The organism is Saccharopolyspora sp. NPDC047091 (assembly GCF_040643635.1).
GTDB lineage: Bacteria > Actinomycetota > Actinomycetes > Mycobacteriales > Pseudonocardiaceae > Saccharopolyspora_C.
Map to the genome: position 1 here is coordinate 22,022 of NZ_JBEYUS010000027.1, position 20,596 is coordinate 42,617.

The following is a 20,596-nucleotide window of genomic DNA, read 5'->3' on the forward strand; positions in this document are numbered from 1 at the left end:
CGGCGCGCGAACCTCCCACCGCACCAGAGAAAAGGACCGATCATGCCCTCCTCCAGCAAGATCGCGAGCATCACGGCCGCAGCGCTGGTCCTCGGCGCCTGCGCCGCGCCCTCGCCGGAACCCGCGGCGGAACCACCGGCGGGCCCGCCGGTGCCGGAACCGGTCGTGGTGAGCTACGACGGCGGGATCTGGGTGCTCGACGGCCGCACCCTCCAGGTCGCCGCGGACCTCCCGCTGCCCGGGTTCAACCGGATCAACCCCGCGGGCGACGACGAGCACGTGGTGGTCTCCACCGCCGAGGGCTTCCAGCTGCTCGACGCCGCGCACCCCGAGCTGACCGACGTGAAGTTCCCCGGCGCGAAGCCCGGCCACGTCGTGCGCCACGCCGGCCGCACCGTGCTGTTCAGCGACGGCACCGGCGAGGTCACCTCCTTCGACCCGGCGCAGCTCGGCGACGGGAAACCCGCCACCGAGCACCACACCACCGCCGAACCGCACCACGGCGTCGCCGTCGAACTGGAGGGCGGCGAGCTGCTCACCACCCTCGGTGACGAGGACGAGCGGGTCGGCATCGTCGTGCTCGACGCGGACCGGAAGGAGATCGCCCGCAACGAGGACTGCCCCGGCGTGCACGGCGAGGCGACCGCGCAGGGCGGTGCCGTCGTCGTCGGCTGCGAGGACGGCGCGGTGCTCTACCGGGACGGGAAGATCACGAAGGTCCACAGCCCCACCGAGTACGGCCGCATCGGCAACCAGGCCGGTTCCGAGCACTCCCCCGTGGTCCTCGGCGACTACAAGCAGGACGAGGACGCCGAGCTGGAACGCCCCGAGCAGGTGTCGCTCATCGACACCGCCACCGGCTCGCTGAAGCTGGTCGACCTCGGCACCAGCTACACCTTCCGGTCGCTGGCCCGCGGCCCGCGGGGCGAAGCGCTGGTGCTCGGCACCGACGGCGGTCTCCGCGTCGTCGACCCGGTCGCGGGGCGCGTGGTGCGGACCATCCCGGTCACCGGTTCCTGGCAGGAACCGCTGGAGTGGCAGCAGCCGCGACCGGCGCTGTTCGTCCGCGGCGGCACCGCCTACGTCACCGACCCGGGTGAGAAGGTGATCCACGCGATCGACCTCGCCACCGGCGAGAAGACCGCGACCGGGCGACTGCCCGCCGCGCCCAACGAGCTCAGCGGCGTGCAGGCCTGACCCCACCTCGAACGGCGATGCGGCCCCGGCGGACGACCCGTCGGGGCCGCATCGCGCTCGCCGAGTTGCCGACACATGCGCAGCCACTAATGTGACGTGCAGCCGGAGGATTGCTCCATCCGGCGGTCGTGTCCGAACGAAACGCAGTTGCGAGGTTTCCATGACCACCGCCCACGCCCAGCACACCGACCACCAGCACGCGCACGGACCGGATTGCGGGCACGTCGCCGTTCCGCACGGCGACCACACCGACTACGTGCACGACGGACACCTGCACCGGGCCCACGACGACCACTACGACGAGTGCGAGCAGAGCGAGCACGTCGCGCACGACGACCACTCGCACGTGCACGGCACCGGGTGCGGGCACGTCGCCCTCCCGCACGGGGACCACACGGACTACCTGCACGACGGGCACCGGCACGCCGCGCACGGGGATCACTACGACGAGCACTGAAGGAACCGCACCAGTCCGGCCGGTCGAGGCACTCGACCGGCCGGATTTTCGTTGCGGCATCAGGGGAACTCCGCAGGAGGGCGCGCGGACCTCCCGCAGCACGGCACCCGCACCGCCCCGCCCGGCCAGTGGCGCGCAGGGAGTTCACGGCCCATCCGGCGACGTGCGCACCCGATGACACCCAGCGCCGTGGCGAGCGCGGTCCAACCGGGACGCTGATCAACAGGTCGGGCGAGCGGAACTCTCCGCGTTGCGTCACCGCCACCACGATCTCGCGGGAAACTCCGCAGCACTCGACATCGCCGCGCTGCCCCGATTCCGCCTTCCCTGCCTGGAATCCGTTGGGGCGCAAGGCGTTCCAGAGATCTCAGGAACCGCTCGGCGCTCCGCGCTCCACTCGATCGGCGAGACCTTCCAGGAACGCCGCCGACTCCGGACCGCTCGTGATCACCTGTGGATTCGCCATGCACTCCACGCCCTTTCCACGTCGGTGATCGGCACATCCATCCGGCCGGGACTCGGTGGAGACCGGTTCGCCGACCAGGAGAGGGGGCGATGCGTCCAGCCGCGGCCGCTGAGCGCCCGGGAGCCACTCCGGCGGCCACCGGCACATGACGGCCACCCCAGGGCGGGCGTTCACCCGGGTCGGCCGCATCAGTGGCGAACCGGACCGGGGCACCGACCTCGGGAAAGGTGCCCGCGGGCACCGCGCGGCGGGCTCGGGCGCCGCCGTTCGGGATCACTCGTACGCCGCAGTCGAGTTGACCGTTTTGCTCTTTTCAGGTGGTTCGCGCGGTTTTCCGATATTTCCGGGAAAACCTGGGCAAGATCTGGTGCAGAGCCGAAAACGGCTTCGCGGCGGGAGATCCGCCACTGGGGAAGTGAAAAATCAGGGGGTAACTCATGAGCAACACCATGCGTCGCGTCGCCGCGGGGCTCGTCACCGCGGTCGCGGCAGGAACGCTGTCGCTGGCGGTCGCCGCACCCGCACAGGCGACCACGTCGGACTGCACGACCTACCTGCAGGCCCGCGGATATCTGGTGGGGCCGAAGGTCCGAGCGGCCTGCAAGCAGGGTGCGTCCGGCACCACCTTCGCCCGGCTCATCTGCATGAGCAACCTGGTCAAGATCCAGGTCAGCAACGCTCACGCGGGGCACGCTTGCAAGCTGGCCGCCGTGAAGTGAGCACCGAACCGTCCCCGGACGCCATGGCAGGCGCCCGGGGGCGGTTCCCGCCGAGCGCGGCGATCCGCTCGCACGGGCCCGGCCGAGCGTCGAAATCAGTCCGGAGTGGACTCGAACCTTTTCCCGCAGATCCGGAATCACCTGCGCTGCAAAGGAATCCGTTCGACAGGGGTTCGGGAAGGCCCACCGCTCACTCCGAAGCCACCAACCGCAGCGCGGTGCCGTCCGCCCGGATCCCCTCCGCCGCCGCGTCGGCGAGCGCCGCGTCGGTGACGACCTCGTCGAAGGCGGTGAGCGGGGCGACCCGGTAGCGGCCGAACGTCCCGTACTTCGACGACCCGGCGACCAGCAGGGACGTGGAGGCCGCGGCCATCGCGGCGTGCTTGACCTCCACCTTGCGCTCGGAGGGCGTGGTGACGCCGCGCAGCAGGTCCCAGGAGCTGGCGCTGACGAACGCGATGTCCAGCGCGAGCTGGCGCAGCGTGGCGGCGGCGAGCCGCCCGACGGTGGAGCGGTTCGCGGGTTCGACGAGCCCGCCGAGGTGGATCACGTCCAGGTGGGTGGCGGGCAGCAGCCGCTCCACGGCGGTGAAGTCGTTGGTGACGACGGTGAGCTCCGCGTGCTCCACCAGCAGCGGGATCATGGTGAGCATGGTGGTGCCCGCGTCGAGGTAGACGGTCATGCCGTCGCGGACGTGCCGGGCGGCTTCCCGCGCCATCGCCTGCTTCTCGGGCTGTTCGGTGACGGACTTGTCCTGGTAGGTCGGTTCGGCGCGCAGCTGGCTGGCGATGCGGGCGCCGCCGGGCACGGAGAACACGAGTCCGCGGCGTTCGAGCTCGGCGAGGTCGCGGCGCACCGTCATGTGCGAGATCCCGAACAGCTGGGTGATCTGCTGGACGCTGAGCACCCCTTCACGCCGCAGGTGCTTGACGAGTTGTTCCCGCCGCTGGTCCGGAATGAGCGGCGGGGTGCCCGACGCGTCCATGCCCTGCTCCCGTCCTGGTTCCCGATCGCACCGGCACCACCACCGGCGACGTCCATTCTCGCCACCACCCGCGTCCGCGGCCCCCGCGGGCGGCGGATTCCCCCGGCTCAGCGGCGCAGCAGCGCCCGCACCCGGCGGAACCGGCCGGACCGCCGGGCACGGCGGTCCGGTTCCGGGTCGTGCAGCAGGAACGCGTCCCGCAGCGAGAGGATTCCGCCGTCCTCCGACACCGCCGCGCAGCAGGAACCACCGTCGCAGCACGCCGGAACGGGTGGCGCACCGCGTTCCGCGCCGAGCCGAACACCCATGTCGATCACCCCACCACCGCGCTCAGCAGCAGCACGCCGCCGAGGCTCAGCACCGACTGCACGGACAGCATCAGCGTCCAGCTGCGGAAGGTCTGCGCGACGCTGAGCTGGAAGTACTCCTTGAACAACCAGAACCCGGAGTCGTTGACGTGCGAGAGCATCACGGCCCCGGACGCGGTGGCGAGCACCAGCAGTTCCGGCGACAGCTCGGGATAGGCGGCGACGAGCGGTGCGACGATCCCGGTGGCCGCCGCGGTGGCGACGGTCGCGGAGCCGAGGCAGACCCGCAGCAGCGCGGCGGTGAGCCAGGCCAGCAGCAGCGGCGGCACCGCCCAGTGCACGGCGTACTGGGTGATCAGCTTGTCGACCTCGGTGGCGGACAGCATCTCCTTGAGGCCGCCGCCCGCACCCAGGATGAGGATGATCGCGCCGACCGGGCCGAGCCCCTTCGCCGCCATCTTCTGCAACTTCCCGAGCCCGAACCCGGATCGCACGCCGAGCGCGAAGAACGCGAACACGACGGCGACGAGCAGCGACAGCACCGGGGTGTCGCAGGCCTCGAACACGACGTGCGCCCAGCCGCCCGGCTCGACGACGGTGAGACCGAGGGTGCCGATGAGCATCAGCCCGGCGGGCAGCAGCACGGTGATCAGCGCGAGCACCAGCGACACCGGCCGGCGCTGCTCGTCCGCGGCGGGGCCGGGGTCGGGCACCGGGGACTTGTCCAGGTCCGGCGGGGGCCCGAACCAGCGGGACAGCAGCGGCGTCAGCACCGGTCCGCACAGGATCATCACCGGGATCGCGATGATCAGCCCGTAGAGGATGGTGAGCCCGGTGCTGGCGTCGTAGGCGGCGACCGCGAGCGTCGGCGCCGGGTGCGGGGGCAGCAACCCGTGCGAGACGTAGAGCCCCGCGGCCATCGGCAGCCCGACGAACAGCAGGTGCGAGCCAGTGCGCTTGGCGACGGCGTACACCAGCGGCACCAGCATCACGAAGCTGACGTCGAACAGGTGCGGCATGCCGATGAGCAGCGCGGCGGTGGCGATGGCGGTGGGGATCCACTTGACCGGCCGGGCGCCGATGAACGCGGTGGCGATGCGGTCGGCGCCACCGGAGCCGAGCAGGATGCCGCCGAGGATGGTGCCGAGGCCGATGACGGGCCCGGTGTCGCTGAGCGCGTCGCCGAAGCCGGTCTGGAAGTGCTCGGCGGTCTCGCCGGGTGCGATGCCGTTGGCGAAGCCGAGGCCGAGCGCGGCGATCATGAGCGCGAGGAACGGGTGCAGCTTCATCTTGGTGATGAGCAGGATCAGCACCACGATCGCGCCCGCCGCGAGCAGCAGCGGGGTCAGGTCGGTGCTCATCTGGTCTCCTCGCCCTGCTGCCAGGCCTCGACGAGGGCGGCGTCCGGGTTCTCCAGGTCGGACAGGGTGATCAGGTCGCCGGCGCGAACGTCGCGGCGCAGCGCGGTGTGCGCGGCGAGGTACAGCGGCGCGACGTCGGCGGGGGCCTCGTCGCCGCGCAGCAGCACGGCCTGCACGCCGGTGACGTCGTGGTGGTGCCCGCCCATGTCGAGCACGGTGCCCGCGCCGATGTCCTGCTTCGCGCGCCCGGCGAGCACGGCGTGCCTGCGGGGTTCGCGGGCGAGCGCGTCGCGGCCGCGGGCGACGAGGTCGAGCAGCGTCGCCGGGGTCTCCACGCCCATCAGGTGGAAGGGCAGGTAGAGCACGGCGTAGCGGCCGTCGCGACTGACGACGTGGCCCTTCTCGGCGAGCAGCCGCCAGGTCTCGGCGTCGTTGGTGCGCAGCACCACGAATTCGCCGCCGGCGAAGGAGGCCTCGCCGGGCAGCCGCAGCGCGCTGAACACGTCCACGGCGCCGGGTTCGCGCAGCACCCCGCCGTCCTCGCGCAGCGCGTAGACGTCGGCGAGCTCGGCGATCCGCGCGACCGGGTAGTGCAGCCGTTCCACGTCGGGCCGGAATCCGGTGCCGTTGGCGACGACGGCCATCTCGCAGTAGTCGGCGGTGGCGCCGGTGGGCAGCGCCGCGACCGCGTCGGCGCGGGCGGCGAGGGTGGCGCGCACGTCGGTACCGAGGTCGAGCAGCGCGCCGAGCGCCGGGGCGTCGACGGTGCGGTCGAGCTGGGTGACGGTCCCGCGCTCCGGGTCGTAGACGAGGTCGTACTCGGTGGACTTGCCGATGGCGACGACGTCCATGCCGAGCAGCCGCGCCCGCTCCAGCAGCTTGAGCAGGTTGCCGGGCTGGTCGCCTTCGGCGGGCAGGTAGGCGACGTCGTTGGCGGCGGCGATCCGGGCCAGGTGCAGCCCGGCGACGGAGTCGACCTCCTTGCTGACCATCGCGACGTGCCTGCCGAGTTCGAGCGCGGTGCGCGCCATCGCGTAGCCGTGGGCGGGGCTGCCGGTGGCTTCGACGAGGACGTCCCAGCCGCCCGCGGCGATCAGCTCGTGGTCGGCGACGAGGGCGATGTCCCCGGCCGCGGTGGCGGCGGCGGTCTCCGCGGCGTCGGTGCAGGTGCGCAGGCGTGCCTCGGGGTAGCCGAGTTCGACGCACAGCGCGCGCAGCCGCGGGACGTCGACGTCGCAGAGCACGGCGGGTTCGAGCGCGGGGATCAGCCTGGTCTGCGCCAGCAGGGTGCGGGCGAAACCGCCCGCCGCGCCGGAGAGCGCGTACCCGACGGGCCGGTCGCCGGCGCCCGGTGGGCGGGGCTGCTCGTTCATGAGTCTCCTCGTTGAGTCTCGCGTCGCGATAGCTCCGGGGGCCGTGCGGCGCGACGGCCGATCAGGTGGGATCGGCAGCACACTGTTTCACAGAAGATATTCACTGATTCACACAAGAGTCAAGCGTGCTAACATATTTTCACGGCCGCGTTGCGGTTCGTCCGCGACCCCCGATCCGGGCGAACCCCCCGGCCACGCCTTCGAACCCCCGTCCGCGCGCACCGCGGACCACCCGCCAGGGAGGACGCATGCCGCTGCTCGGCGCGATCGCCGACGACTTCACCGGGGCGACCGACCTCGCGACGATGCTCGTCTCCCGCGGCTTCCGCACCGCCGTGGTGATCGGCACCGCGGCGCCCGCGGAACCGCTCGCCGAGCTGGACGCGGTGGTGGTGGCGCTGAAGTCCCGCACCGCGCCGGTGGACGAGGCCGTGCGGGACTCGCTGGCCGCGCTGCGCTCGCTGCGCGCGGCGGGCTGCGAGCGGATCTACCTCAAGTACTGCTCCACGTTCGACTCCACGCCCGAGGGCAACATCGGGCCGGTGGTGGACGCGGTGCTCGACGAGCTCGGCGCGCCCGGCGCGGTGGTGGTGCCGTCGTTCCCGGCGACCGGCCGCACCGTGCACCGCGGGCACCTGTTCGTCGGCGACCAGCCGCTGGCGGAGAGCCCGATGCGGGACCACCCGCTGACCCCGATGCGGGACTCGAACCTGCTGCGGCTGCTGGCCCCGCAGACTCGCAGGCCGGTGCAGCTGGTCGGGCACGACGTGGTGCGTGCCGGAGCCGACGCGGTCCGCGCGCGGCTGGCCGAGTTCGGCGCGGACCTGGTGGTGGTCGACGCCGCCACCGACGAGGACCTCGCGGTGATCGCGGCGGCCACCGCGGACGCGCCGGTGCTCACCGGCGGCGCGGGCCTCGCGCTCGGGCTCACCGGTCCGCACCCGGGGCGGGCCCGCGCGGGATCGGCCGGGGCGGGCCCGGCGGTGGTGCTGGCGGGCAGCGCATCGGCCGCGACCCGGTCCCAGGTCACGCACGCGAAAACCCGGCTGCCGCACCGGAAGCTGGACCTCGCGGCGCTGCGCGCGGACTTCGACGGCACCACCGCCGAGCTCGTCGAGTTCGTCCGCTCCTGCTGGGCCGGTGATCCCGCGCTGCCGCCGCTGCTCTACGCGGTCGGCGTCGGCGACGAGGTCGAACCGGCGCGGGAGGACGACGCCGAACCCGCCGGGTCGCTGCTGGAGCGGGCGCTGGCGCGCTGCGCCGCCGAGCTCGTCGCGCAGGGCGCGCGGCGGCTGCTCGTCGCGGGCGGTGAGACCTCCGGCGCGGTGGTGCTCGCGCTCGGCGCCACCACCCTGCACGTGGGAGCGCAGATCGCGCCGGGAGTTCCCTGGTGCCGCACCGAATCCGATGTGGACGGTGAGCGTCGACCGGTGGACGTCGCGTTGAAATCGGGCAACTTCGGCGGGATCGACATCTTCACCACCGCATGGGACGTGCTGTCATGAACGAGGCCCGCACCGAACTGGCCGCCGCGGGCGCGAAGCTCGCCGCGCTGGGCCTGAGCCCCGGTTCCTCCGGCAACCTGAGCATCCGGGAGGGCGACCGGATGCTGATCACGCCGACCGGCGCGGACCTCGGCGACCTCGACCCGGCGGCGCTCGCCGAGCTGTCCCTCGACGGCGAGCACCTCGGCGGGCCGCGGCCGTCGAAGGAATTCCCGCTGCACGGCGCCTTCTACCGCCGCGACCCGGCCACCACCGCGGTGGTGCACCTGCACTCCCGGCACGCGTCCGCGGTGTCCTGCCTGCAGCCGTGGTCCGAGCGCAGCGCGATCCCGCCGCTGACCCCGTACTTCGTGATGCGCGTCGGCCAGGCCCCGCTCGTCCCGTACGCCGCGCCGGGCGATCCGGCTCAGGCCGGTGCGCTGGCGGCGCTGGACTTCGAGTTCCGGGCCGCGCTGCTGCAGAACCACGGCCCGATCACCGCGGGCACCTCGCTGGCGGCGGCGGTGGACGCGGCGGTGGAGATCGAGGAGGTCGCGGCCCTGCTGCTCGGCCTCGGCCAGCACCACCCGCGCCTGCTCGAACCCACCGAGATCCACGAACTCACCGCGAAGTACGGCACCCCGTGGGACGTCTGACCGAGCACGCAACGACTTCGCACGATCACGCAGCGAATTCGGTCCGGGGTGCCCGGAACGCCCCGGATCGGACCACGAAGAGGATCACCGGAACCGAACCCGGCCCGTGGTACTCTTCCGCGCAAGTCGGCCGCACACCTCCGAAAACGGGTGCGCGGACCCCCGGACCCCGCCGAAACGCACTCGCGGTGGACCGGAATGCGGGCGAACCGGATCGGACCGGTCGGCCACGACGGAGCGTGACGGCCGGCGGTCCCGCCGTGGAGGTGCGATGAACCCGGAACCCGGCTCGATGGAGCAGTCGCCGCGGACGCTCGCCGACAAACTCGTGTACCTGATCGACGTGTACGCCCAGCAGAACGCCGCTCCCGGGCAGCAGGCGCAGTGGCCGACCTTCGAACGCCTCGCAGCGGAGATCAGCACGAGCACCGGGAAATCCATCTCGCACGGCTACCTGCACCAGCTCTGCCGCGGCCAGCGGGACAACCCGACCCTGCACCACCTCCAGGCGCTCGCCGAGTTCTTCCGGGTTCCCGTCGCCTTCTTCACCGACAACGAGGCGACCCGGGAGATCGTGGCGCAGTACGAACTGGTCCTGGCCATGCGCAACAGCCGCATCCGGGAGATCTGCACCTACGCCCCGCTGCTCGACTGGGAAGGACTGGATGCGGTCACCGCGCTGGTGAAGGACCTGGCGGGCGGGGCGAAGCGGCCGGAGACCGGGAGCTGACCGCTCCGGTGCTCATCCGGCGGCGGCGATGAACCGCGCCATCCGGTCGCGCACCCCGTCGTCGGAACCCAGCCACACCGCGACCGAATCGGCCCCGGCCGCGGCATAGGCGTGCAGGTCGTCCACGACGGCCGCCAGCTCCGCGCCGCCGCCGAGCCAGGACGTCCGCACCGAGACCTGGATCGGCCGCGCCGCGTTCGCCCGCAACCACGTGACGCGCGCGGCGAACTCGGCGGGCTCCGGGGCGATGGGCTGCCACCCGTCGCCCGAGCGGGCCGCGCGGCGCAGCGCCCGCTCCCCCGAACCACCCACCACGATCGGCACCGGTGTGCCGGGCTTCGGTTCGAAAACCCCGGCGTCGTAGTGGAAGTGCGTGCCGTGGAACGGGCCGGACCCGCCGAGCAGATGCCGGATCAGGTCGATGGCCTCGTCGGCGCGCGCCCCGCGGTCGGCGAAATCGGCGCCCACCGCGGCGAATTCCGCCCGGTCCCAGCCGATGCCGACGCCGAGGGTGAAGCGGCCGCCGGAGATCCGCTCCAGTGTGGCGGCCTGCTTGGCGACGGCGAACGGGCTGCGCATCGGCAGCACCAGCACCGAGGTGCCCAACCGGATCGTCCGGGTGCGCACCGCGATGGCGGCCAGCGCGACCAGCGGATCGTAGATCCCGCCGTAGCTGCCGGGTGCGTAACGGGACGGCGGCAGCAGGTGGTCCGGCAACCACACCGCCCCGTATCCGAGCCGCTCGGCCGCCACCGCGAGATCGCCGAGCTCCGTGAACGGCAGCTCCGGCGATTCCGCGGGCAGCACCAGTTGCAGGTCCACCCGTCACCTCCTCCGCTCGGGTGCGGCCGGGGTCCGCCGACCCCGGCCGCCGGTCACACCGCGGATTCCACCGCGACCCGGTCACCGCCGCTCGATGACCGGTTCCGCCACCAGTGCGAGGTGGCGGCCAGCAGCAGCGCGAGCCCGCACACCACGGCCGAGGTCAGCGGCACCGCCCCGGTCCCCCAGCCGAGGTCGAGCACCTGCCCGCCGAGCCAGGCGCCGAATCCGTTGCCCAGGTTGAACGCGGACACGTTCACCGACAACGCGAGGGTCGGAGCGGCGATCGCGATGCGCTGGATGTGCGCCTGCAGGCTCGGGATGATGGAGAAGCCCGAAGCGCCGAACAGGAACAGCGCCGCCACCGCCAACGCCGGGACCGGACCGCAGAGCCAGAACACCAGGCACACCGCGGTGAGCACGGCCAGCACGGCGAGCACCGCCCGGCCCACGTCTCCGTCGGCGAGCCTGCCACCGGCGAAGTTCCCGACCACCGAGCCGACACCGAACACCACCAGCAGCACCGAGATCGACGCGGGCGCGAACCCGCTGACCTCCTGCAGGATCGGCACCAGGTAGGTGGAAGTGGTGAACACCGCGCCTTGGGCGAGCACCGTGACCACCACGGCCACCGCCAGCACCGGACTGCGCAGTGCCGCGACCTCCTGCCGCAGCCGTTCACGCCCGGTGGCCGCCTGCTGCTGCGCGGGCGGCCGCATGAACAGCGCGATCAGCACGATGGTCAGCCCCGCCACCAGCGCGATGGCGACGAAGGTGAACCGCCAGCCGAACCGCTGCCCGACGAACGTGCCCAGCGGGGAGCCGAGCGCGTTCGCCAGGTTGAACCCGAGCGCGATCTTGGCCATCGCCGAACCCTGCTTGTCCGGCGCGGAGATGGCAGCGGCCAGTGAGAACGCGACCGCGACGAAGGTTCCGTGGCTCATCGCGGTGAACACCCGCGCCGCCATCAGCACCCCGTAGTCCGGCGCGACCACCGCGGCGGCGTTGCCCGCGGTGAACACGGCCATCAGCACGAGCACCAGCGCCTTGCGCGGGACCTTCGTGGTCAGCAGTGTCACCGCGGGCCCGATCACCGTCACGCCGAGGGCGTATCCGGTGACCAGCAGACCCGCCGAGGGCACGCTGACCGCCAGGTCTGCCGCCACGTTCGGCAGCAGTCCGGAGATCGCGACCTCGGCGGTGCCGACGCAGAACACGCCGAGCATGAGTGCGAACACGGGAATGGGCATGGGCGAACCTCGCGGAGCGGTGGTCGTCGGTCAGTTCTCGGGGTGCAGGAATCCGCGGACCAGGTCGACCAGCTCGTCCGGCCGTTCCATGACGACCAGGTGCCCGCTGTCGATCTCGGCGTAGGTGCTGCCTTCGATGGACTCGTGCAGTTCCCGGGAGTGCCCGACGGGCACCAGCTGGTCGTGGGTGCAGCCGATGACCAGCGTGGGCGCCTGGATCTTCGGGGTGAGGTCGCTGATGTCCACGGCGAGCCCCAGGTCGATCTGCCGGTTGGTGCCGTCCGAGCACTTGGTGCCCGCGACGAACTCGGCCAGCGCCTCCACGCCCATCCGGCTGACGAAGCCCGGGGTGAACAGCAGCAGCGTGATCAGCCGCGCGTAGGAGGACTCGTCGAGTTCCGCCAGGTCACGCCACAGCTTGAAGGTGAGCTGGTGGCGCGGATCGGTCGAGTCCTGCCAGCCGGCGATGAGCACCAGCCGGTGCACCAGTTCGGGGTGCTTGGCGGCCACTCCCGCTGCGACGACGGCGCCCAGCGAGAACCCGCCGAGGTCCACCGGCTCGCCACCGTTGTCCCGGATGACGGCGGCGACCTGCTCGATCAACGCGTCGAGGGTGATCGCACCACCGTCGTCCTCGGTGCCGCCGCTGCCCGCGTAGTCCGGGGTGATCACGGTGTGCCGATCGGTGAACCGGTCCACCAGGTGGCCGAAGTTGGCGACCGAATCGGCTCCGGTCCCGTGCACCAGGACGAGTCCTGGCCCCGCGCCGTGCGTCGTGTAATGCACCACCGCGCCGGGGATCGAAACTGTACTCACGATGAGTTCACTTCTCCTTTCTCGTCCGGTCACCGTCAGGACATCCGAATCAGGATCTTCGGGCGTCGGCGACCGCTGCTGGCAAGCCGTTGGAAGGCGGCACCGACTTCCGAACGGGAGAAAACGGAATCTACCAAGGGATCCAGCCGGATCAGGCCGCTTTCCACGAACGTGATCAACTCCTCCCAGCACCCGATCCCGGAAAGGACCGCGTGCACCGTGACGTTCTTGATCACCAGGGCGGCGATCGGGAATCCGTCCACCGAATGGTGCGGAGTGCCCAGTTGCGCCATTCGGGCGCCCGGCGCGCACAGCACCGGCGCGGACCTGGCCGCGGCCACCGAACCCGATGCCTCGATGACGGCCGAGTAGCGGTCCGCTTCGGCGTTCTCCGGAACCGAGACCGGGAAGCCGAGCTCCGCGGCGAGCTCCCGCGGCTCCGGCTGCGGGTCGAACACCTCGACCCGCGCGCCCAGCGCACGGCACAACTGGGCCGCTACGACGCCGAGCGTGCCGGCGCCCAGCACCGCCACCCGGTCCGCATCGGTCACCGCCAGCCGCCGCACCGCGTGCAGCGCGGCCGAGGCGGGTTCCAGCAGCGCGGCGACGTCGTCGCCGAGCGAGTCCGGGATCCGGACCAGCGTGCCCGCCGGGGCTTCGAGGTAGTCGGCCGCGGCGCCTTGCTCCTGGCCGAGCACGCCGATCTCGCTGCGGGCCGGGCAGTACCTGAGGTCGCCGCGTCCGCACGCGGGGCAGTTCCCGCAGGGGCGGAAATTGTGCCCGGAAACGCGCTGCCCGACTTCGAATCCGACGACCCCGGGGCCGGTTTCGACGATCCGCCCGCTCCACTCGTGGCCGAACACGAACGGGAACGCCTTCAACCCGTCGTGCAGGTAATTGCTCGATCCGTCGTAGAAACCCAGATCCGTGCCGCACAGGCCGATCCGGCTGATCCGGATCAGGCAGTTCCCGCGGCTCGGCGGGGCCACCGGAATTCGCCGCTCCCGGACCACCCCGGGAGCTTCCAGCACCAGTGCGGACATCGCAGACGACGCGCCTTCGGGCGAATCGGGCGAAACACGGCCTGTCATGTCGGTGGAATGGGACATGCGCACCTCACTTGGCGGGAACGGGTTCGGCTGGGACGGATCCCTCGGGTGCCCCGGGCGCCGCGGGCGGGCGGCGACGGCCGAAGCGCCGCATGATCGGCCGTTCGACGGTGGTGTACAGCAGCCACGCACCCAGCACCGAGACGACGAGTTCGGCGAGCACCACCCCGCTCGCGGCCCAGAAACCGAAGTAGGCGTCCGGCCCCAGCAGCGCCCGGGTACCGCTCAGCACCAGCGCGTGCACCATGTAGAACGCGAACGAGATCTCGCCCAGCCACACCGCGAACCGCCCGCGCAGCGGCGAGCGGCCGCCTCGGATGTCGGCGCACGCGGCCGCCGGGATGAGCAGCGCCAACGGGATGATCGTGACCGCGTTCAGGTGGAACACCCACGGCACGAAGGACGCCAGTACGTACCCGCCGGCGGTGAGCAGCGCCGCAGTCCCGAACCCGAGCCCGATCCAGCGCCCGCTCAGCACGATCCTGGCCAGCACGATGCCGAGCGCGAAGTCCAGCGCGCGCACCGGCGGCAGGAAGTACACCAGCCAGAACTGCCACACCGAGCCCGGCGAGTTCGCCTCCGGCAACCCCGGTTCGGTGGGCACCAGGAACTGCGCCACGAACGCCACCGCGAACACCGCCGCGATCAGCCCGATCGCGGTCGCCCACAGCCGAGCCGCGGGAATCCGCTTGATCAGCGGGAACAGCACCGGGAACGCCAGGTAGAACAGCAGCTCGCAACCCAGCGACCAGCTCGGCACGTTCACGCTGAGGAACGTGTCGTAGTCCGGCACCCACGGGTGCAGCAGGAACAGGTTGGCGAGCACCGTCCCGGCCGCCGCGGTGCCGCCGCCGAACAGCACCAGCGCCAGCGCCCAGGTCACCAGGTGGTTCGGGAACACCTTCACCAACCTGCGCCGCCAGAAGTCCAGCACGTCCCCCACGGAGTCGCTGGACCAGGTGAGCACGAATCCGCTGAGGATGAAGAAGAACGCGACACCGATGCGGCCCGCGTCGGCGGCGACGGTGCTGAACGCGCTCGCCTGCGCCGGGTCGCCGAAGAACGTCCACGGCGGCGTCGTGCAGGAAGCGTGGAACAAGAACACGAGCAGCGCGGAGATGAACCGCAGGCTCGTCAAGGACGGTAACCGCGAGGTGCGGGCCCGCTCGGTGATCCCCCAGGTCTGCGTCATGGTCGTGCGGTCCTCGTTTCTGCGAGTCGGACCCGCAGGCGTTCGCCGTCGCTGGATGCGGTGACCGCGTCGAGGTCGGCGACGCGCGGCAGGTCTGCGGCGACCCGCCCGCCGTGGGCGCCGACGACGACCGCCCGCGCCCCGCTCGCCAGTGCCGAGAGCAGGCCTGCCTCGGCGTCCTCGAACACGATCGCCGCTTCCGGTGGCACCCCCAGGTGCCGGGCGGCGAGCGAATACCCCTCCGGGTCCGGTTTTCCTTGTCGGACGTCTTCGGCGCTGACGACCACGTCGGGCAGCCGCAGCCCGGCCGCCGCCATGCGCCGCCGCGCCAGTTCGCGGCCGGCCGAGGTGACCACGGCCCACCGCCCCGCGGGCAGGTTCGCCAGGAGCTCGGCGGCCCCGGGAATCTGCACGATCCCGTCGACGTCGGCCACTTCCTCCGCGACGAGCCGGGCGGTCTCCGCGGCCACGTCGCTGCCGGTGGGCAGGTGCCGCGCCACGGTCTCCCCGGTCCTCCTGCCGTGCGCGTCGGCGAGGATCTCGGCGCCGTCGAGCCCGTGGCGGCGGGCGAAGCGGTGCCAGGTCCGTTCGACGACGGTGGTCGAGTCGACCAGGGTGCCGTCCATGTCGAACAGCAGCGCTTCGGCGGTGAGCAGCACATCTTCGGTCATGGCCGGGCCTCGCTCGGTCGTCGGGTCAGGGTGTCGGCGTGTCCGCGCAGCCGCGCCAGGTCGACGCGCAGCCGTTCCCGGTCGCCGTCGCGGTGGTCGTTCTCCAGCACCAGGGCGTGCACGTGCCCACCGTGCGCGCGGACCGCGGCGAGGGCGGCCTCGGTGTCGCCACCGTCCTTGACGTGGATCTGGTCGGCGAACCGGTCGCCGAGCGCCGCGACCAACGCCGCGACGTCCACGCCCGCCTGGTGCGGGTTGGCCGTGTCGAGGAGCAGCCGGAAGGAGTCCGCGCCGACCTGGTCGAGCAGCCGTTCGGCCGCGGGACCGTCGAGGACGTTCTCGTTGGCCAGCAGCAGGCCGCGAGCGGCGGCTTCGGCACTCGCCCAGCGCAGCACCTCGGCGGTCGCCGACAACGTTGCGGGGCCGGTGATCGCGCTGCGCCGGAAGCTCGGCACGAACACCAGCGGTGCCTCCAGTTCCCGCGCCGCGTCCAAGGCGCGGGTCAGGGTGCCGCGCACCACCGCCGGGTCGGCGACGGTGAGCCCGATGTCGTTCATCAGGTTCACCGCTACCCCCAGCACGCGGACTCCGGTGGCGGCCGAGGTCTCCCGGATCCGCCGGATGCGCCCCGGTCCGTCGAGCGGTGCGCCGCGTCCCGGACCGCCGAGGTCGAGCTGCACCCCGTCCACGCCGAGCTCTGCCGCGAGGGTGAGCACGTCCGCGCCGTCGGCGTCGACCCGCCAGCCGGTGAGCCCGATCAGCGGCCGGTTCACGAACCCAGCCCGCGGCTCTGCGACTCCGGCGGCTGCTCGCGCACCGAACGCCAGCGGCCGTCGGCGTCGACGACCAGGCTGTCGCCGTGGTGCTCGCCGCCGCGGGTGCGCAGCAATTCGGTGGCGACCGGGCCGAATCCGGCCGGGCGCATGTAAGCGCTGTAGTCGAAGTCCTCCGGCCGCCGGCGGCGGATGCCCGGGGTGTCGACCATGCCGGCGGGCAGCACCTGCACGATCCGCAGCCGCGCGGTGTCCTCCTCCTGGGCCAGCGAGTGGAGCAGGCCGGTGCCCGCCGCCTTGGTCGCGGCGTAACCGGACCGGCCCGGTCCCGCGTTGTAGACCACTTCGGAGGAGACGCCGAGCAGCAGCCCGGGGCCTGCTTCCCGCAATGCGGGCAGCGTGGCCGCCAGCGTCAGCCACAGGCCGTGCAGGTTCACGTCCACCTGCCGGCGCCATTCCTGTTCGGTGACGTCGCGGAACAGCGCCCGCTTCGTCCCGTAGTGCACTGCGGAGAAGCACACCGCGTGCAGCGGGCCCGCGTTCGCGACCTCGGCGAGGGCCTGTCGGGCCTGGTCGGGTTCGGTGAAGTCCAGCGGCGCCCAGCCCAGCGCGGCGTCATCGGGCTCGCTGCGGCTCGCGACGACGACGTCGGCGCCCGCTTTCGCCCAGGCGTCGGCGATGCCGCGACCGATGCCCGTGGAGCCGCCGACCACGAGCGCGCGGACCGGTCCGGAAATGTCTGCCATCAGTTCTCCTCGTGGTGTCGGGGCCGCGGAGCGGAGATCCGCACGGCGAGCTTCACCAGCCGGCGGCCGTCGATGTCGCGGCCGCGGCCGGTCGCGAGCTCGCGCATGATCCGCGCCGCTCCGTGGAGGTCGGTGCCGTGCGTGACCAGGTCGCGGTAGCGCTCCGGGGCGCGCACCAATTCGTCGGCGGCGATCCGCAGGTGGTCGTTGCCGACCCCGCGGTGCCCGAACAGGTGCACGCGGTCGCCGGTGGTGGTGCTGAGCCCGGCGTGTTCGGGCGGGTCGGGTGTTCCCGCTCGGTTGGCGGCGCGGAGCGCGACGAGGTCGGCACCGGGCAGCATCGGCGTGTCCGCCGCCGGTGGCAGGCCGCCCACCAGGTCCACCGCGAGCTCATGGCCCGCTGCCGCCGCTATCGCCGTCTCCAGGCAGCCGACGGTCGCGTCCCGCGGGGTGGCGATGAGCACGGCGACGGGCCCCGGCGCCATTTCCGCCGCCAAGTCGGCGCCGGGTTCCAACACCGCGTGCACCGGCTCCGGCGGCAGTTCGTCGGCCGTGCGGCGCACCAAGACGCGCCGCTCGGCCTCGGCCAGCCATCGGCTCGCGGCGCGCACCGCGAGCCTGCCGACCGTCCCGGCGCCGAAGACGACCAGGGTGCGCGGGCGGAACCGGCGCAGCGCCGAGAGCGCGTAGCGCACCACCGCGAGCGGTTCCAGCAACGCCGCCAGGTCGGGTTCCGGCACCGCGGTCAGCGGCAGCACCAGGCCGGCGTCGACGGCCGATGCCGGTATCCAGGTCCGCTCCTGCAGCAGTCCGCCCACGTTGTGTCCCAGCAGGAACGCGGGATCGGTGGGGTGCGTCGGGTTCACCACGACCTTGGTGCCCGCGGCGAGCTCCGGTGCGACGCCGGGCCCGGCCGCCACCACGGTCGCGATGCCTTCGTGGCCGATCACCTCGGCCGGGTCGTCCCGCATCCCGCGCAGCATCTGGACGTCGGTGCCGCACAGGCCTGCTACTTCGGTGCCCAGCAGCAGTTCTCCCGGACCGGGCGGCCGGGTCGGCCGGTGTCGGACCGCGATGCCGGTGCCGTCGCGCACCACGGCTCGGTGCATCCGGGTCATCTGCCCTCCCGCGCCGCGAGTCCCGCTCCGACGAGCCCGCCGGAGGTACTCGCCTCGTCGACGACGAGCCGCCGCGCCGCCCAGCCGGGGACGCGGTCCCCGGTCAGGTAGGTCCCGGCGCGTTCCAGGTGCGCCAGCACCGCGCCGCGGTAGTGCTCGCCCAGCCCGGCGACGACGCCACCGGTCAGCACCAGGTGGTCCAGTTCCGGGTCCAGGCACACGGCGGTGCGCAGCAGGTCGGCGACCGGTGCTGTGACGGTGGCCAGCAATGCGGTGGCGAGCCGGTCGCCGTGGTCCAGCGCGGCGCGGAACGCGTCCTCGAACGCGGTGCCATCCTCGACGCGCCCCAGTTCCGAGTTCCGCCATCCGACGGGATCGCGGCGCCGGATCTCCTCCGCGACCCGGCGGATCCCGGGCCCTGCGGCGAACGCCGAGAGGTGGTCGTCGACTCCGCAATCGCAGGGCAGGTGCAGTTGTTCGCCGCGCCACGACGCGGCGACCGGCAGGTGCCCGATCTCGCCCTGCAGACCGCACTCGTCGACCGGGATCTCGCCGCGGCGGCGGTCCACGGTGCGGCAGGCGATGCCGGTGCTGATCGTCGCGAGCAGCACCTTGCGGTCGTCCGCGTACCTGGGCGCGGTGATGGCGTGCAGCAATGCGGCGGTGACGTCGTTGACGACGTGCCAGCGCACGTCCGGGCGCGCGGACCGCAGCTCGCCCAGCAGGTCGAACGGCTCCGCGCAGGATCCCCACAGCGGTGCCGAGGCGTGCACGGTGCCGGTCCGGTGGTCCAGCGCGGCGCCGAATGAGATCCCGGCGACGCGGCCTGCCGGCACCGCGGCGCACAGGTCCCGCACGAGTTCGGCCCGCAGCTGCGCGACGTCGGCGTCGGGATCCCTGCTGATGCTGGGCGAGGCGGTCTCGGTGATCTCGGCCAGCCCGTGCTCCGGCGTCCAGTCGGCGGCACGCAGCCGGGTGCCGCCGACGTCGATCACGGTGATCGGGTTCATCGCGCCGCACGCACCAGAGCCGCGTCCGATTCGGCCCGCTCGTGCACGAATCGGAGCGCCTCGTCGAGCTCCTCGCGGGTGATGTCGTGCACGAAGGTCGCGGAGCCGATGCGGTCGGTCAGCGGAATCCGCTGCTCGCCGTCCCGGTGCTTCACCGCGTCGCGCAACGCTTCGACGAGCAGGTCGGTGGTGAACACCGGGTCGGTCACGGGCAGGCCTGCGGCCTGCAGCAGCCCGATCGCCCGGGCTGCGTCCGCGGTGCCGAGCATCCCCCGGTTGTGCGCGAGCGCCACGCACACGGCCATGTCCACCGCGACGGCTTCGCCGTGCAGCAGCGGCGGGTCGGCTCGCAGTTCCAGCGAGGGGCTGAAGGTGTGCCCGTAGTCGACCGAGCGCTCCAGCACCTCTTCCCACAGATTCGGTTCCAGCTCGTCGAGCATGCCGCCGATCGCCCGCGACATGATCTCCATCGCCGGGCCGCCCGGCTCGCCGTCGGCGAACGCGGCCGCGTCCAGGTCGTGCACGGCGAGCTCCAGCAGGTCGAACAGAGCCGCGTCCTTGATCAACGCCATCTTCACGATCTCGGCGATCCCGTTCGCGATGTGCCGTTTCGGCACCGTACGCAGGAATTCCGGGTCGATCAGCGCCACTTCGGGCGCGTAGTAGCTGCCGAGCCGGTTCTTGTGCGTGCCGTGGTTGATGCCGGTCTTGACGCCGATCCCGGCGTCGACCTGGCCGATGAGCGTGGTGGGCACGCGGACGTAGGGAACGCCGCGCCGGTACAGTCCCGCGGCCATGCCGGCGACGTCGAGGACGGCTCCGCCACCGACCGCGACGACCTTCTCCGAGCGCCGCAGGATGCCCATCCCGGTCATCGCCTCGGTGATGGCGACGACTTGGTCGAGGTTCTTGGACTGCTCTCCGCCGGGGACGACGTGCCACTCCACGTCGATCGACCACGCCTCGAAGTAGGCGCGGAGCCGGTCGCCGTGGAGGACGTCGACGGAGTCGTCGACGATCAGCAGGCAGCGCGGTGACCTGCCGGGCGCGGTTCCGCACGCGTCGGCGAGCGCCGAGTTCGACGGCGACAGCAGCCCGTTGAGCACGCGGACGTCGTAGCCGACCGGTTGCCGGGCGCGGACCCGCCAGTCGGTGCCGATCTTCGCGGTGCCTCCGGAGTTCGCGGACATCACAGAGTCCTCCCAGTGGTGGTTCCGGCGCCAGGACGCGCGGTCCCGGCGCGCAGAGGTGCGCTCCCGAATTCGTGGATGGGTGGATCCGGGCGGGGTCGTGCCCTCGCCGGATCAGGTCGGCTGCGCTGCCGACGATCAGTTCGGTCGACCGAACTCCCCA

At 72.4% G+C, this 20,596-nt stretch carries 21 protein-coding genes; 6 read left to right on the forward strand and 15 right to left on the reverse strand.

Features of this window, described 5'->3' with window-relative positions:
• Nucleotides 1-42 precede the first annotated feature (42 nt).
• The 3 genes from aztD to ABZ805_RS14290 all read left to right on the forward strand — a co-directional run bounded on the left by aztD (nucleotide 43) and on the right by ABZ805_RS14290 (nucleotide 2,839).
• Nucleotides 43-1,197 (forward strand): zinc metallochaperone AztD, encoded by a 1,155-nt coding sequence (aztD, locus tag ABZ805_RS14280; protein WP_358439353.1) that lies wholly within the window; start codon nucleotides 43-45, stop codon nucleotides 1,195-1,197.
• Between the two features lie 160 nt (nucleotides 1,198-1,357).
• Complete coding sequence (locus ABZ805_RS14285; protein WP_358439356.1) at nucleotides 1,358-1,654, forward strand: hypothetical protein; 297 nt, start codon at nucleotides 1,358-1,360, stop codon at nucleotides 1,652-1,654.
• Nucleotides 1,655-2,557: 903 nt separating this feature from the next.
• Nucleotides 2,558-2,839 carry a hypothetical protein gene (locus tag ABZ805_RS14290; RefSeq protein WP_358439358.1) on the forward strand — a complete coding sequence of 94 codons (282 nt, stop codon included), beginning with the start codon at nucleotides 2,558-2,560 and terminating at the stop codon, nucleotides 2,837-2,839.
• A gap of 190 nt (nucleotides 2,840-3,029) precedes the next feature.
• Here ABZ805_RS14290 and ABZ805_RS14295 read toward each other — a convergent pair whose 3' ends face one another.
• The 4 genes from ABZ805_RS14295 to ABZ805_RS14310 form a co-directional block, all read right to left on the reverse strand.
• Nucleotides 3,030-3,824: a DeoR/GlpR family DNA-binding transcription regulator gene (locus ABZ805_RS14295; protein ID WP_358439361.1), complete on the reverse strand. Its 795-nt coding sequence runs from the start codon at nucleotides 3,822-3,824 to the stop codon at nucleotides 3,030-3,032.
• A gap of 107 nt (nucleotides 3,825-3,931) precedes the next feature.
• The gene (locus tag ABZ805_RS14300; protein ID WP_358439364.1) at nucleotides 3,932-4,132 is read right to left on the reverse strand and encodes a hypothetical protein; all 201 of its coding nucleotides are present in this window, start codon (nucleotides 4,130-4,132) and stop codon (nucleotides 3,932-3,934) included.
• Nucleotides 4,133-4,137: 5 nt separating this feature from the next.
• Complete coding sequence (locus tag ABZ805_RS14305) at nucleotides 4,138-5,493, reverse strand: gluconate:H+ symporter (protein WP_358439366.1); 1,356 nt, start codon at nucleotides 5,491-5,493, stop codon at nucleotides 4,138-4,140.
• Complete coding sequence (locus ABZ805_RS14310) at nucleotides 5,490-6,866, reverse strand: homoserine dehydrogenase (RefSeq protein WP_358439369.1); 1,377 nt, start codon at nucleotides 6,864-6,866, stop codon at nucleotides 5,490-5,492. The genes ABZ805_RS14305 and ABZ805_RS14310 overlap by 4 nt, the downstream gene beginning before the upstream one ends.
• A gap of 248 nt (nucleotides 6,867-7,114) precedes the next feature.
• Here ABZ805_RS14310 and otnK point away from each other — a divergent pair, with 248 nt between their 5' ends.
• From otnK to ABZ805_RS14325, 3 genes are all read left to right on the forward strand, one after another.
• The gene (gene otnK, locus ABZ805_RS14315) at nucleotides 7,115-8,371 is read left to right on the forward strand and encodes a 3-oxo-tetronate kinase (RefSeq protein WP_358439372.1); all 1,257 of its coding nucleotides are present in this window, start codon (nucleotides 7,115-7,117) and stop codon (nucleotides 8,369-8,371) included.
• Entirely contained in the window at nucleotides 8,368-9,006 is a 639-nt protein-coding gene (locus tag ABZ805_RS14320) for a class II aldolase/adducin family protein (protein ID WP_358439375.1), read from the forward strand. The genes otnK and ABZ805_RS14320 overlap by 4 nt, the downstream gene beginning before the upstream one ends.
• A 271-nt stretch (nucleotides 9,007-9,277) precedes the next feature.
• Nucleotides 9,278-9,736 (forward strand): helix-turn-helix transcriptional regulator, encoded by a 459-nt coding sequence (locus ABZ805_RS14325; protein ID WP_358439378.1) that lies wholly within the window; start codon nucleotides 9,278-9,280, stop codon nucleotides 9,734-9,736.
• 12 nt (nucleotides 9,737-9,748) lie between these two features.
• Here the strand turns inward: ABZ805_RS14325 and ABZ805_RS14330 are convergent, their stop codons facing one another.
• The 11 genes from ABZ805_RS14330 to ABZ805_RS14380 form a co-directional block, all read right to left on the reverse strand.
• A complete protein-coding gene (locus tag ABZ805_RS14330) occupies nucleotides 9,749-10,558 on the reverse strand; it encodes a TIGR03619 family F420-dependent LLM class oxidoreductase (protein ID WP_358439380.1) in 810 nt (269 codons plus the stop codon).
• 53 nt (nucleotides 10,559-10,611) lie between these two features.
• Nucleotides 10,612-11,808 (reverse strand): MFS transporter, encoded by a 1,197-nt coding sequence (locus tag ABZ805_RS14335; RefSeq protein ID WP_358439383.1) that lies wholly within the window; start codon nucleotides 11,806-11,808, stop codon nucleotides 10,612-10,614.
• A gap of 30 nt (nucleotides 11,809-11,838) precedes the next feature.
• Nucleotides 11,839-12,624 carry an alpha/beta hydrolase gene (locus tag ABZ805_RS14340; protein ID WP_358439386.1) on the reverse strand — a complete coding sequence of 262 codons (786 nt, stop codon included), beginning with the start codon at nucleotides 12,622-12,624 and terminating at the stop codon, nucleotides 11,839-11,841.
• A gap of 35 nt (nucleotides 12,625-12,659) precedes the next feature.
• The gene (locus ABZ805_RS14345; protein WP_358439389.1) at nucleotides 12,660-13,667 is read right to left on the reverse strand and encodes an alcohol dehydrogenase catalytic domain-containing protein; all 1,008 of its coding nucleotides are present in this window, start codon (nucleotides 13,665-13,667) and stop codon (nucleotides 12,660-12,662) included.
• A 73-nt stretch (nucleotides 13,668-13,740) separates the two neighbouring features.
• Nucleotides 13,741-14,925 (reverse strand): acyltransferase, encoded by a 1,185-nt coding sequence (locus tag ABZ805_RS14350; protein WP_358439392.1) that lies wholly within the window; start codon nucleotides 14,923-14,925, stop codon nucleotides 13,741-13,743.
• Nucleotides 14,922-15,596, reverse strand: coding sequence for an HAD-IA family hydrolase (locus ABZ805_RS14355; RefSeq protein WP_358439395.1), 675 nt, complete (start codon nucleotides 15,594-15,596; stop codon nucleotides 14,922-14,924). The genes ABZ805_RS14350 and ABZ805_RS14355 overlap by 4 nt, the downstream gene beginning before the upstream one ends.
• On the reverse strand, nucleotides 15,593-16,369 hold the full coding sequence (locus ABZ805_RS14360) for a TIM barrel protein (protein ID WP_358439398.1): 777 nt from the start codon (nucleotides 16,367-16,369) through the stop codon (nucleotides 15,593-15,595). The genes ABZ805_RS14355 and ABZ805_RS14360 overlap by 4 nt, the downstream gene beginning before the upstream one ends.
• Nucleotides 16,366-17,115, reverse strand: a complete 750-nt coding sequence (locus tag ABZ805_RS14365) for an SDR family oxidoreductase (protein WP_358439400.1) — start codon at nucleotides 17,113-17,115, stop codon at nucleotides 16,366-16,368. The genes ABZ805_RS14360 and ABZ805_RS14365 overlap by 4 nt, the downstream gene beginning before the upstream one ends.
• On the reverse strand, nucleotides 17,115-18,233 hold the full coding sequence (locus ABZ805_RS14370) for an alcohol dehydrogenase catalytic domain-containing protein (protein WP_358439403.1): 1,119 nt from the start codon (nucleotides 18,231-18,233) through the stop codon (nucleotides 17,115-17,117). The genes ABZ805_RS14365 and ABZ805_RS14370 overlap by 1 nt, the downstream gene beginning before the upstream one ends.
• Nucleotides 18,230-19,243 (reverse strand): ROK family protein, encoded by a 1,014-nt coding sequence (locus tag ABZ805_RS14375; RefSeq protein ID WP_358439406.1) that lies wholly within the window; start codon nucleotides 19,241-19,243, stop codon nucleotides 18,230-18,232. Before ABZ805_RS14375 ends, ABZ805_RS14370 begins: the two co-directional genes overlap by 4 nt.
• Complete coding sequence (locus ABZ805_RS14380; RefSeq protein ID WP_358439409.1) at nucleotides 19,240-20,433, reverse strand: sedoheptulose 7-phosphate cyclase; 1,194 nt, start codon at nucleotides 20,431-20,433, stop codon at nucleotides 19,240-19,242. Before ABZ805_RS14380 ends, ABZ805_RS14375 begins: the two co-directional genes overlap by 4 nt.
• Nucleotides 20,434-20,596: the final 163 nt, after the last annotated feature.

Bases quoted from the DNA above. Each gene is read 5' to 3' on its own strand.
- ABZ805_RS14285 (WP_358439356.1), top strand. From the start codon at position 1,358: ATGACCACCGCCCACGCCCAGCACACCGACCACCAGCACGCGCACGGA.
- ABZ805_RS14305 (WP_358439366.1), bottom strand. From the start codon at position 5,493: ATGAGCACCGACCTGACCCCGCTGCTGCTCGCGGCGGGCGCGATCGTG.
- ABZ805_RS14350 (WP_358439392.1), bottom strand. From the start codon at position 14,925: ATGACGCAGACCTGGGGGATCACCGAGCGGGCCCGCACCTCGCGGTTA.
- ABZ805_RS14375 (WP_358439406.1), bottom strand. From the start codon at position 19,243: ATGAACCCGATCACCGTGATCGACGTCGGCGGCACCCGGCTGCGTGCC.
- ABZ805_RS14355 (WP_358439395.1), bottom strand. From the start codon at position 15,596: ATGACCGAAGATGTGCTGCTCACCGCCGAAGCGCTGCTGTTCGACATG.
- ABZ805_RS14345 (WP_358439389.1), bottom strand. From the start codon at position 13,667: ATGTCCGCACTGGTGCTGGAAGCTCCCGGGGTGGTCCGGGAGCGGCGA.
- ABZ805_RS14295 (WP_358439361.1), bottom strand. From the start codon at position 3,824: ATGGACGCGTCGGGCACCCCGCCGCTCATTCCGGACCAGCGGCGGGAA.
- ABZ805_RS14365 (WP_358439400.1), bottom strand. From the start codon at position 17,115: ATGGCAGACATTTCCGGACCGGTCCGCGCGCTCGTGGTCGGCGGCTCC.
- ABZ805_RS14310 (WP_358439369.1), bottom strand. From the start codon at position 6,866: ATGAACGAGCAGCCCCGCCCACCGGGCGCCGGCGACCGGCCCGTCGGG.
- ABZ805_RS14335 (WP_358439383.1), bottom strand. From the start codon at position 11,808: ATGCCCATTCCCGTGTTCGCACTCATGCTCGGCGTGTTCTGCGTCGGC.
- ABZ805_RS14290 (WP_358439358.1), top strand. From the start codon at position 2,558: ATGAGCAACACCATGCGTCGCGTCGCCGCGGGGCTCGTCACCGCGGTC.
- ABZ805_RS14320 (WP_358439375.1), top strand. From the start codon at position 8,368: ATGAACGAGGCCCGCACCGAACTGGCCGCCGCGGGCGCGAAGCTCGCC.
- aztD (WP_358439353.1), top strand. From the start codon at position 43: ATGCCCTCCTCCAGCAAGATCGCGAGCATCACGGCCGCAGCGCTGGTC.
- ABZ805_RS14300 (WP_358439364.1), bottom strand. From the start codon at position 4,132: ATGGGTGTTCGGCTCGGCGCGGAACGCGGTGCGCCACCCGTTCCGGCG.
- ABZ805_RS14370 (WP_358439403.1), bottom strand. From the start codon at position 18,233: ATGACCCGGATGCACCGAGCCGTGGTGCGCGACGGCACCGGCATCGCG.
- ABZ805_RS14325 (WP_358439378.1), top strand. From the start codon at position 9,278: ATGAACCCGGAACCCGGCTCGATGGAGCAGTCGCCGCGGACGCTCGCC.
- ABZ805_RS14380 (WP_358439409.1), bottom strand. From the start codon at position 20,433: ATGTCCGCGAACTCCGGAGGCACCGCGAAGATCGGCACCGACTGGCGG.
- otnK (WP_358439372.1), top strand. From the start codon at position 7,115: ATGCCGCTGCTCGGCGCGATCGCCGACGACTTCACCGGGGCGACCGAC.